This window comes from Achromobacter sp. D7-1 (assembly GCF_059760445.1).
The window spans coordinates 83,902-93,665 of the sequence record NZ_JCBAMT010000017.1 but is presented as its reverse complement, the minus strand read 5'-3'; the positions used below and the strand labels follow the sequence as shown (position 1 = coordinate 93,665).

The window sequence follows — 9,764 nt, the reverse complement described above, 5'->3', positions numbered from 1 at the left end:
TTTTCATGCTGCGCCGGATCACGTCCCTGCGACCGCCACGCGGTTGCGGCCGGATTCCTTGGCCCGATAGACCGCAGCGTCGGCCGCCTCCACCAGACTGGCCAGCGTATCGTCGGCCTGCGGCACCGAGGTCGCGACCCCGACGCTGATCGTGACGATCCCGGCGGCGGCGTCCTCGTGCGGCACCTTCAGGCCGGCAACTGTCCGCCGTATGCTCTCCGCAATCTCCACCGCGCGCTGGCGGCTGGTGTTGGGCAACAGCACGACAAATTCCTCGCCCCCGTAGCGCGCCGCCAGATCGCGGGGACGCCGGGCCTTTTTCTTCAGCACGCGCGCCAACGCTATCAGCAACTGGTCTCCCTGCTGGTGGCCATAGCGGTCGTTGTAGCGCTTGAAATGGTCCGCATCCAAGAACAGCAGCGACAGCGGCACGCGTTCGCGGCGCGCATTCTGCCATTCGCGCGCCAGCGTCTCGTCAAACGCGCGCCGGTTGGCCAGGCCCGTCAGTCCGTCCGTGCGCGCCTGTATCGCCAGTTGCGTCTCGACGGCCTTGCGCAGTGCCATCTCGCGCCTGAACAGCACGATCAGCGCCACCACCGACAGCAGCAACGCCGTGGTCACCGGGATGATGAAGAGCGCGCGGCGGTCCCAGGGTTCGAGCAGTTCGTCCACGTCCATCGCAACGTCGATGATGAGCGGCGTGTCCTCGATGCTGGCGAAGGTGTAGTAGCGGTTCACGCCATCCGGCGACAGCGCGCCCTCGAACGAGCCCTCGCGGCGGATCAGGAACTGCTGGAAATCCAGCGTCATGCCGATGTCGCTGCCCAGGTCGTTCAGCGAGTACGGGGCGCGCAGCAGCAGCAGGCCATCGTTGCGGAAGACGCTGATCTCGTCGCGCTCGCCGATCGACAGCGCGGCGAAACGGTCGCGGAAGTAGGCCAGGCGCAGCGAGCCGCCCACCACGCCGGCGAAACTGCCGTCCGGATTGGACAGGCGCCGGCTGATGGCGATGCTCTCGTCGCCGTCGCGCAGGCGGCTGCGATACGGTTTGCTGACGTACATGCCGACGTCGTCCGCATCCCGATGCACCTGGAAGAAATCCCGGTCGGCGAAACTCACGTCCGGCACATCAAGCCCCCCGGAGTGGTAGCGGATGTTGCCGTTCTTATCCAGCACCACCACGGCGCCCAGGTATTCGGCGGTGGATGGCCGGTCGAACAGGAAACGGTGCTGGGTTTCGGGCGCGAGCCGGTCGAGACCGGGTTCGCGCAGGCGTTCCGCCATGCCTTGCAGCGACAAGTCGTAGACATGCAGGGTGCGGCTGATATCCGCGGACAGCACGCCGGTGATGTTGCGCGCGGAGGCGTGGGCGGATTCCCAAGTGGCGCGCCGGTCGATCCAGAGCAGCGCGACCGCAGCCGCGCAGATACCAATCGCGACGAGCACCGCCAATGCATACAAGGCGCGATGCATAAGCCCGCGAGACTTCAATACGGCGCTCCTACGCAGGGGATGTCGGGGGAAAGCGGTTCATTTCCAGCAGACATTTACGCCGCTGATGATGCCGCCCCCGGACATGCCACGCAAGATCCGGCCCTAAAAAAATTCCCGCCCTGCCCGCCTGGATCTTCCCTCAGCCCGCCGCGACCGCCGCGATGCGGAAGGGAAAGGCCTTGGCGCCCCTGGCCCTGTCGGTTTCGCGATGCGCGCCGATGGACCATGCCGGGCCCGCACCGCCCGTGTGCGACATGAGCTGGCGCATGGAACCCGCCGAAAACCCGCAGCGCAAGGCCAAGGCCTGCCGCCGGGCCAGTTCTACTCCAACAGCGTGCGGCGTCGTGGAAATCCGATCCGATTGCAGCATGGCAGCCCCCTGGCAAATGCTCGTCATGGATGAAGAGTCAGTGCGGACAAATCTACCTCAGCCACCAGCGCCTGCGCGTGAAATGATGCGAAAAGTAATGCAACGATAAGGAAATAGTCGGTTACGCGGTCGGGCTGGCCGCGGCCTTCTCGGTTTCCCGGTCGGGTTGGTCGTTGCGGCCGTCCGGAGCGCTGGTCATATTGCCGTAAAGAAGCGAGCGGCCGGCGAACAGCCCGCCCGCCACCTCCAGGTCGAAACGCTCGGTGTCGCGCCTGCGCACGTCCTGCACCACCTCGGCAGCTTCGTCGGGCGGCACGCCGATCACGCGCAGCGCGGCCTCGCCGAAGGCCAACGCCGATTCCAGGGTTTCGCGCACCTGGTAATCCACCCCTTCCTTGGCCAGCGCCAGCGAATGGATGCGGTCATAAGCGCGCACCACCACCCGCACGAGCGGGAACTCCGCCTTGATCAGCTTGACCATGTGGTTGACCGCCTTCGGGTCGTCGATGCAGATCAGGATGGCGCAGGCATTCTCCGCGCCGGCGGTGCGCAGCATGTCGACGCGGGTGCCGTCGCCGTAATAGACCTTGACGCCCCATTTGGCCGCCGCCCGGATCGCGTCGGTATCGGTGTCCAGGATCGACACCGTCAGGTCGCGCGCCAGCATCGCCTGGGTCACGATCTGGCCAAAGCGGCCGAATCCCACGATCAGCGCGCAGCCTTCCAGATCCTTGGCCACGTCCACGCCCTCCATCGAAGGCTGCGGCTTGGGCAGCAGCCAGCGCAGCGCCAGCACGCACAGCGGCGTGAGCGCCATGGAAATGATGACGACCGCGGTCAGCACGGCGCCGGTATGCGGATCGAAGATGCCGGCAGCCGCCGCCGCCCCGTACAGCACGAAGGCGAATTCGCCGCCCTGCGCCAGCAAGGCGGCGCGGGTCATCGCCTCGGCGTGGGTGGCGCGCAGCACCCGCGCCACCACATACACGCCCACCGACTTCACCAGCATAAACACCACCACCGCTGCCAGGATCAGCGGCCACTCGCGGGCCACCGCCGACAGGTCCAGCGACATGCCCACGCCCAGGAAGAACAGGCCCAGCAGAATGCCGCGGAAGGGTTCGACTTCGGCCTCCAGCTGGTGGCGGAAGGTGGACTCGGACAGCAGCACGCCTGCCAGGAAGGCGCCCATCGCCATGGACAGGCCGCCCAGTTCCATCAGCAGCGCCGCGCCCAGCACCACCAGCAAGGCGGCGGCCGTCATGACCTCGCGCGCATGCGCGGCGGCCAGCAGACGGAACAAGGGATTGAGCAGCCAGCGGCCGGCGGCCAGCAGCGCCAGGATGCAGGCCACCGCGATCGCCGACTGCATCCAGGGATCGCCATGGCTGGCGTTGTCCGCCGGCGCCAGCAGGGCCGCCAGGGCCAGCAGGGGCACGATGGCCAAGTCTTCCAGCAGCAGGATCGAGACAATGCGCTGGCCCTGCGCGCTGGCGGTTTCGCCGCGCTCGGCCAGTATCTGCATGACGATGGCGGTGGACGACAGCACGAAGCCCATTGCGGCCATGAAAGCCGCGGGACCCGACAGCCCCGCCAGCAGGCCGACCACCGTCAGCAGTCCGCCACAGGCCAGTACCTGCGCCACGCCCAGGCCGAAGATCTCGCCGCGCAGTTTCCACAAGCGGGAGGGCTGCATTTCCAGGCCGATGATGAACAGGAACATCACCACGCCCAGTTCGGCCACGTGCAAGATGGATTTGGGATCGGAGAACAAGCCCAGGCCGAACGGGCCGATCACCAGGCCCGCGGCCAGGTATCCCAGGACGGATCCGAGCCCCAGGCGTTTGAACAAGGGAACCGCGACGACCGCAGCCCCCAGCAGGACGACAACATTGACTAGCTGATTGCCTTCGGCAGGCAGGGACATGGGGCGCTCCTGATGCTCGGCGGACCAAAGCGCCTGGCGGCGCCGCCCCGCCCGCATCGGGCCGGGGCCGGGCCTGCCGGCAGGCCCGGCTCCATTTTCCGGCAATCCGGGCGCTTGGCAATCCGGAAATGCGACAGGAAAAAACAGCCGCCTGCGCGGACCGGATCAATCGTCGCGGAATTGCATCTTGTAGAGCGAGGCGTACAGGCCGTTGGCGGCCAGCAGCTCGGCGTGGGGGCCCTGTTCGACGATCTTGCCGGCGTCCAGCACGATGATGCGGTCGGCGTTCTGCACCGTGGACAGGCGGTGCGCGATGACCAGCGTGGTGCGGCCCTTCATCAGACGCTCCAGCGAGGCCTGGACCTGGCGTTCGGATTCGTTGTCGAGCGCGGAGGTGGCTTCGTCCAGGATCAGGATGGGCGCGTTCTTGATCAGCGCGCGGGCGATCGCCAGGCGCTGGCGCTGGCCGCCGGACAGGCGGGCGGCGTTTTCACCCACCGGCGTATTGAGGCCCTGCGGCAGTCCTTCGACGAACTCCAGCAGATTGGCCGCCGCCAGCGCATCGCGCACCTTCTGTTCGCTGGACTTGCCCAATGCGCCGTAGCCGACGTTGGCCGCGATGGTGTCGTCGAACAGCACCACGTCCTGGCTCACCAGCGACAGGTGCGAGCGCAGGCTGCGCAAAGTCAGCTCGTCGATCGGCGTATCGTCCACCAGGATGGAACCGCTGTCGGCCAGCACGAAGCGCGGCAGCATATTGACCAGGGTAGTCTTGCCGCTGCCCGAGCGCCCTACCAGGGCCACGGTCTGGCCGGGCTCCACGGTGAAGGAAATGTCTTTGACCGTATCGCGGTCAGCATCGGGGAAGCGATGCTGGACGTGGCGGAATTCCACCTTGCCGCGCACCGGCTCGGCCAGTTCCCTGGTGCCAGTGTCCTTTTCGGGCGTCTGGTCGATCAGCGTGAACACGCTCTCGGCGGACACCAGCATCTTTTGCATGCGGGCGGCGACGTTGGTCAGGCGCTTGATGGGATCGAAGATCTGGGCCAGCGCCGCCATGAAGGAGGCGAAGCTGCCCACGGTAAGCGCGCCGTGGTTGGCCTGGCTGAGCGCCACGGCGATGACGGCGCCGACCGAGATGGAAATGCAGACCTGGGTCAGCGGCGTCAGGGCGGCGTCCGCCGTGGCGGTGCGCATGGCAAAGCGACGCAGGCGGCGGCTGACGAAATCGAAGCGGCCGCGCTCGACTTCATAGCCGTCGAACAGCTTGATGACGCGCTGGCCGTCGATGCCCTCGCCCACGACGCGGGTCAACTCGGCGTTCATGTTGACGGTTTCGCGGTTGATGCGGCGCAGGCGCTTGATGAAGAAGCGCGAGATCAGCACCGACACCGGCAGCATGATCAGGATGATCAGCGTCAGCACCCAGGACATGTACAACAGGACGCAGATCAGGGCGATGACGACCAGGGTTTCTCGCACCAGCACCGTGATGACATCGGTGGCGTAGCCCGTGACGTTGCCGGCGTCGATCGTGAAGCGGTTGAGCAGGCGGCCGGTGTCGCCCTGCTTGAAGTCGGCGTCGGGCAGGCCCAGCAGCCGCTCGAACATGTCCCGGCGCATGCCCAGCAGCACGTTGTTGGCCACCCAGGCCAGCAGGTAGTCGCTGAAGAAGTTGCAGATGCCGCGCAGCAGGATCAGGCCCACCACCGCCAGCGGCAAGGCCCAGACGTAGTACGGTTTGGCGCCCGAAAAGCCGCCATCCAGCAGAGGCTTCATGATCACGGCCAGGACCGGCTGCGTGGCTGCCGCGCCGGCCATCAGCAGGACGGCCAGCAACAATCCCTTCCAGTAGGAGCCCACGCGGCTGTAGATCCGACTCCAGAGTTCAGCTTTGACGGGTTGGGAGCTCGCGGGCGCGTTGCGTGCGGCAGAATTCAAAGGGATCACTCGCTTTTATACAATTGTGGCGAGAATTGTACCGGCTGCGCGACAAGTCGCCGTCCGGGCCATGTCCCCTTCAGCCTTAACGCGCCCAGCGCCCTTCCATGTCCGATATCAGCTGCCTGTACGTCCGGTTACCCAATTGGGTGGGCGATGTTTGCATGAGCCTGCCCAGCCTGCGCGCCTTGCACGCCAGCGGCCTGCCCCTGGTGATCTGCGCCCGTCCCTGGGCCCGCGACCTGCTCGACGGCGTGGCCAAGCAGGATTTCATCCCCATGCGCGGCAAGGTCGGTCCCGACCGGGCGGCGGTCAGCGCCCATCGCCGCGGCCTGGGGCCCCTGGGGCGCCGCGCCCGCGGGCTGCTGCTGCCGGATTCGCTATCCAGCGCGCTGGTGTTCCGGCTGGCGGGACTGCCCTCGGCCGGCTATCGCGACGACGGCCGCAGCTTCCTGTTGCGTTGGCCCGTTGCCAAGCCCGGCGATTCGCTGCACGCGGTGCAGTCCTGGCATCACCTGACCCGCGAGGCCCTGACCCGCTGGGGCCTGCCCAGCGGCCCGGCCGAACCCGGCCCCACCCTGGACTTGCCCCTGACCTCCGCCCACCAGGGCGCGGCCGATCTGGCGCTGGAGGCGGCCGGGCTGGCGGGCCAGCGTTTCGTGCTGATCGCCCCCACTGCCACGGGGCTGCACAAGGGCAAGATCAAGGTCTGGCCGGGATTCGATACACTTACCCGCGCCCTGCAGGCTCGCGGCCATACCGTGGTAATGTGCCCCCCTCCGGCCGAAACCGAGGAGGCGCGGCGCAATGCGCCCACGGCACTGCTGCTGCCTCCCCTGTCCCTGGGCGCGTTCGCGGCCCTGACGGCGCGGGCGGCGCTGGTAATTTGCAACGATTCCGGCGTCTCGCACGTGGCTGCGGCAGCCGATGCCAGGGAACTGACCCTGTTTGGCGTAACGCGCCCGGGGCGCACCGGCCCGTGGTCGCCGCGGGCCGTGTGCGTAGGCACGGAGCATGCATGGCCGTCCGTCGAGGAAGTTGAGCAGCAGGCCGACCTCCTGCTGGGCGAGACGCAGTAATCAGGATTGTTTCAAAATGACCTTGTCCAGCTATCTCACGAATCTGATCATTCCTTACAACTTGTGTGTGACCCTGGTCGTCATCGGACTGGTGCTGGGCCTGTTCCGGCTGCGCAAGACCGGCGGCACCCTCATCGTCGCAGGCTTGCTTTGGGCGCTGGCCTGGTCGCTGCCGGCCACCTCGCTTTGGCTGGGCGGCGCGCTGGAATCCCGCTATCCGCATCTGGCCCCTTCCGAGTCCCCGACGGCCGACGCCATCGTGGTGCTGGGAGGCAATACCGCCAATGGCCGCGCCAACTGGTTCCTGCCCTATGACAAGGACACGGCGGTAGTGCGCGTGGACACGGCTGCCCAGCTCTATCTGGCCGGGCGCGCGCCCAAGGTGCTGCTGTCGGGCGGCGCGCTGGAAGGCGACGTCAGCGAAGCCCGCGGCATGGCGCACGCCATCCGCCAGCAGGGCGTGCCGGAAACGGCCCTGATCCTGGAGAACTCCAGCCGCACCACCTATGAAAACGCGGCCCTGACCGAGGACCAGCTCAAATCCCGCGGAATCGGCAAAGTCCTGCTGGTGACCTCAGCGCTGCATATGCCCCGGGCGATGGCGGCCTTTTCCAAGCAAGGCGTGGAAGCCGTCGCCGCCCCGGCACCGCCGCAGATCGTGGCGCCCGCGGACGGATCGCTGCCGCTGTGGCTGCCAGACCAGCGCACGTTCGACGCCAGCCGCTCCATCATCAAGGAATACGCCGGCCTGTTCGTCTATTGGTTGCGCGGATGGGTCTGAACCCACAGGCGTCCGCCGCGCTGGAATGCCGGCCCGGCTGCGGCGCCTGTTGCATCGCGCCGTCGATCACCCGGCCGATTCCCGGCATGCCGCAAGGCAAGCCCGCCGGCGTGCCCTGTATCCAGCTGCTGCCGGACATGCGCTGCGCGATTTTCGGCCAGCCGTCCCGGCCAGGTTTCTGCGGCGGGTTGCAGCCCCAGTCCGAGATGTGCGGCACCGGCCGCGAACATGCGATCCACTGGCTGGGCGAACTCGAACAGGCCACGGCACCCAGCCATTGAAACGCAGCCGGCAAGCCCGGACCCGCGCCCGCCTCAACCGCGCTCTTGCAGCACCTTGTGGTACAGCGCCTCGTAGCGCGCCGCCACCGTTTCCCAACTTTGCTCGCGGGCGATTTCAAGACCGCGCTCGGTCAGGGCCGCCCGCAATTCCGGTTCGGAGCCGAGCCGCTCCAGCGCCTGCGCCAGTTGGGCGCCGTCGCGGGGATCCTGCAGGATGAGCGCGTCCTTCCCCGCCGACAGATACTGCGCAAAGCCGCAATAGGCGGGCGAACTCACCACCACCGGCAGTCCGTGCGACATGGCTTCCAATGGCGCCATGCCGTAACTGTCGTTCAGGGTCGGATGCGCGTAGATGTCGGCGGCGCTGAAGTAGCGGGCGACATCGGGGGTAGGTTCGATCAGGGTGACGCGGCTGGCGATGGCGCCGGCCGCGCGCACGCGTTCGCGGGTAGGCTCGTCCGCCCCCACCACCAGCAGCCGGTACTGCGGCGGCAGTTGCGCCAGGGCGTCCAATAGCGCCGGCAATCCCTTGCGCAAGGGATTGCGGGCCACCAGCAGACAGCCTATGGTGCCTGCGTCCCAGCCCAGGCTGGCGCGAGTAGTCTCGCGCCCTTCCATTTGCGCCGCGGTCGGCAGCTTGACCCCGGGCGCGATGATGTCGACCGGCAATTGCGGGCCATAGCTGCGGTGCAGCTGGTCCATGATGAGGCCCGATACCGCCACCACGCGCCTTGCGGGCGCCCGGCGCACGCGCAGCTTTTCCAGCACCAGATAGGTGGCCAGGCGCGGGCTGAGCCAGGCGGTCAGGCGCTGCAAGGGCTTGACGCGGGTCAGCCGGTTGTAGCGCACCGGCGTCACGTGCATGACCTGGATTTCGCCGGCCCAGCCGTTCATGTGCGAATGCACGATGTCATAGCGGCCACGGGTCAGGCGGTCGGCACGCCAGGCGAAATACAGCACCCGCATCCAGCTGGGCAGCCAGCTCGGAAAGCGTACGGGCAGGAAGGGAAACGGCAAGTCGCTGTCGAAGTCGCGCGCCACGATGGATACGTCATGGCGCTGGCCCAGCACCCGCATCAGTTCCACGCCATAGGCTTCGGCGCCGCCAAAGCGATTGCCGAAGCGGTCGACCAGCAGCGCGATGCGCAGCCGCCGCTCAGCCGCGCCGGCGGGAGTCTTCATACCGGGTCAGGCACTTCTGCAGGAAACGGATGATGTTGGTGGAACGCGAGACTGTGACTCGCGGCAACCCGTAGGGATCGTCCGAGGCAGCCGCCAGGCCGCGCTGGGTCAACGTGGCGTTGTCGTAGCCGGCCTCGCGCGCCATCGCGCGGTGTTCGGGGCCGTGGTCGCCGTAGGGATAGCAGAAGGCGGTGACCGGCGCGCCCAGCGCCTGCTCCAGCTCGTCCTTGGACTGGACGATCTGGCGGCGGGCCTCGTCGGGCGACATCTGGGGCAAGTGCACGTGGTCCAGCGTGTGCGAACCGACTTCGTTGCCGGCCTGGGCCCATTCCCGCATTTCGTTCACGGTCATCAGCGCCGAAAACGGAATGCCTTTTTCCAGATCCCACACGTTGCCGCCATCGAACTGGCGCGCCACGAAGTAGTTGGTGGCGGTGAAACCCAGTTCGCTCAGCACCGGCATGGCGTTGTGGTGCACGTTGCGGTAGCCGTCGTCGAACGTGATGCCGAATACCTTGCCTTGGCGTTCGCCGCGCACATAAGGCATGACGTCGCGCATGGACAGGCCGCGATAGCCCAGCCTGCGCATCCAGCGCATCTGCCGGGCAAAGCTGTCGGGGTGCACCGTCAGGCCGCGGAACGGCGTGCCCTTGGGATTGGGCTCGCCGATCTGGTGGTACATGAGTATGGGGATAGACATAGGGACAGA

Annotated in this window: 9 protein-coding genes; 3 read left to right on the top strand and 6 right to left on the bottom strand. The window is 67.2% G+C overall.

Annotated elements, in window-relative coordinates; genetic code table 11:
* Positions 1–18: 18 nt before the first annotated feature.
* The 4 genes from AC6LKD_RS10320 to msbA form a co-directional block, all read right to left on the bottom strand.
* The gene (locus tag AC6LKD_RS10320; RefSeq protein ID WP_013392681.1) at positions 19–1,473 is read right to left on the bottom strand and encodes a GGDEF domain-containing protein; all 1,455 of its coding nucleotides are present in this window, start codon (positions 1,471–1,473) and stop codon (positions 19–21) included.
* Positions 1,474–1,633: 160 nt separating this feature from the next.
* Positions 1,634–1,864: a hypothetical protein gene (locus AC6LKD_RS10315; protein WP_013392680.1), complete on the bottom strand. Its 231-nt coding sequence runs from the start codon at positions 1,862–1,864 to the stop codon at positions 1,634–1,636.
* Between the two features lie 121 nt (positions 1,865–1,985).
* Positions 1,986–3,791, bottom strand: a complete 1,806-nt coding sequence (locus AC6LKD_RS10310) for a monovalent cation:proton antiporter-2 (CPA2) family protein (RefSeq protein WP_013392679.1) — start codon at positions 3,789–3,791, stop codon at positions 1,986–1,988.
* A gap of 165 nt (positions 3,792–3,956) precedes the next feature.
* On the bottom strand, positions 3,957–5,732 hold the full coding sequence (gene msbA / locus AC6LKD_RS10305; protein WP_013392678.1) for a lipid A export permease/ATP-binding protein MsbA: 1,776 nt from the start codon (positions 5,730–5,732) through the stop codon (positions 3,957–3,959).
* A 107-nt stretch (positions 5,733–5,839) separates the two neighbouring features.
* On the opposite strand from msbA, the gene AC6LKD_RS10300 reads away from it, so the two are divergent.
* Genes AC6LKD_RS10300 through AC6LKD_RS10290 form a run of 3 tightly spaced genes read left to right on the top strand, consistent with a single transcriptional unit; the run spans position 5,840 to position 7,873 of the window.
* Positions 5,840–6,811 (top strand): glycosyltransferase family 9 protein, encoded by a 972-nt coding sequence (locus tag AC6LKD_RS10300; RefSeq protein ID WP_492274620.1) that lies wholly within the window; start codon positions 5,840–5,842, stop codon positions 6,809–6,811.
* 16 nt (positions 6,812–6,827) lie between these two features.
* Positions 6,828–7,592, top strand: coding sequence for a YdcF family protein (locus AC6LKD_RS10295; RefSeq protein WP_492274621.1), 765 nt, complete (start codon positions 6,828–6,830; stop codon positions 7,590–7,592).
* Positions 7,583–7,873, top strand: coding sequence for a YkgJ family cysteine cluster protein (locus AC6LKD_RS10290; RefSeq protein ID WP_498116100.1), 291 nt, complete (start codon positions 7,583–7,585; stop codon positions 7,871–7,873). Before AC6LKD_RS10295 ends, AC6LKD_RS10290 begins: the two co-directional genes overlap by 10 nt.
* 33 nt (positions 7,874–7,906) lie before the next feature.
* Here the strand turns inward: AC6LKD_RS10290 and AC6LKD_RS10285 are convergent, their stop codons facing one another.
* Complete coding sequence (locus AC6LKD_RS10285) at positions 7,907–9,055, bottom strand: glycosyltransferase family 4 protein (protein WP_498116099.1); 1,149 nt, start codon at positions 9,053–9,055, stop codon at positions 7,907–7,909.
* On the bottom strand, positions 9,030–9,755 hold the full coding sequence (locus AC6LKD_RS10280; protein WP_013392673.1) for a polysaccharide deacetylase family protein: 726 nt from the start codon (positions 9,753–9,755) through the stop codon (positions 9,030–9,032). The genes AC6LKD_RS10285 and AC6LKD_RS10280 overlap by 26 nt, the downstream gene beginning before the upstream one ends.
* Positions 9,756–9,764 lie beyond the last annotated feature (9 nt).